Source organism: Sodalis sp. (in: enterobacteria) (assembly GCF_047607725.1).
Taxonomy (GTDB): domain Bacteria; phylum Pseudomonadota; class Gammaproteobacteria; order Enterobacterales; family Enterobacteriaceae; genus JBLKSS01.
Genome location: NZ_JBLKSS010000320.1, coordinates 1 through 1,519 on the forward strand (window position 1 = coordinate 1; position 1,519 = coordinate 1,519).

General features: G+C 56.1%; 1 pseudogene. It reads left to right on the forward strand.

The window, feature by feature from the left end:
• Window positions 1–132: 132 nt before the first annotated feature.
• A pseudogene (locus tag ACMX3H_RS19180) lies at window positions 133–1,282 on the forward strand (glucose PTS transporter subunit IIA); the annotation flags it as partial.
• Window positions 1,283–1,519 lie beyond the last annotated feature (237 nt).

Sequence of the window (1,519 nt, forward strand, 5' to 3'; positions counted from 1 at the left end):
TCATCGCCGGATTATCCATGATCTGACAGCCGTCCCTTATAGGATGCGGGTTCACTAGGCATCGTAGTGGAACATATTCTTACCGGGCCATACAACAAACCCACCAATAATTCAAGACGTCCTCCACGGGGCGCTTACTTCTTTACCGGCATCACCGAACCGCTGGAATTCTCCTTTATGTTTCGTTGCGCCGGTGCTGTATTTCCTGCCCGCGCTGTTGACCGGTTTGTCGGTATTCATTGCCGCCAGTATGCATTGGATTGCCGGATTCGGCTTTAGCGCCGGGCTGGTGGATATGGTGCTCTCGAGCCGCAACCCGCGGGCGGTGCAGTGGTATATGCTTATCCCGCAAGGGCTGGTGTTCTTCGTTGTGTATTATCTGGTGTTTCGTTTCACCATCAAACGCTTCAATTTGCTCACCCCGGGCCGCGAATTACAAATGGTCGGCGATGAGGCCGATGGCTATGATATGAACATTGATGTCGCCGGCGAGGGCAAAGGGGATGAGACGCAAATCCTGGCGTGTCGGTATATCAGCGCCATTGGCGGCTCGGATAATCTGACCGGTATTGATGCCTGTATTACCCGTCTGCGTCTAAGCGTGAAAGATAGCTCGCTGGTCAATGATGCGGTTGCAAAAAACCTCGGCGCCCAGGGTGTGATCCGATTGAATAAAGAAAGCCTGCAAATCATCGTCGGCCCCCGCGCGGAAATTATCGCCGGCGCCATGCGTACCGTGCTGGCGAGTGGCCCGGTCAGCGTAGCGCGTGCGGTATCGCCCGCGCCTCGCGTGGAATCGGCCCCCGCCGCGGTGAAGCCGGTGGTGGTTTCGCTGATATCGCCGATTACCGGTGAAGTGGTTCCGCTGGATCAAGTGCCGGATGAAGCGTTCGCCAGCCGTGCCGTGGGTGAGGGTATTGCCGTACGCCCCATCGATAAACTGGTGCTATCGCCGGCGAACGGCCCGCTGGTAAAAGTATTCAATACCCATCACGCCTTCTGCCTGGAAACCGACGGCGGCGCTGAAGTGGTGGTGCACATCGGTATCGATACCGTGGCCCTTAACGGGCAGGGTTTTACTTGCCTGATGGAAGAGGGCAGTAAGGTAACACAGGGACAGCCTATTCTGGAGCTGGACCTGGCCTACTTAAACGCTAACGCGCGCTCGATGATAAGCCCGGTGGTCGTGAGCAACATGGAGGAATTCGGCGCCCTGACCGCCACCGCCAATACCACGGTGGTGGCCGGTCAAAGTCGGCTTTTGGATCTCACCGGCAAGTAATCGCGCCCCGTCCGCGTGGCGCAACGCCCGCGGCGGCGGCGTTATCTGCAACTATCTGCTTAAGGTAAGCATACGCCCAGCGCCGTCTGTTAATTTCCCATCAAGTTATTGAAGATGATGTCCATTATTTTTTTAATGGGCGCAATTCATGAAACAAACCCCACCAAAACCCTCAAGACGTCGTCCCAATTTCCCGCTGGACTTTAAAATTAAGCTGGTTGAGCAGGCGCTCCAGCC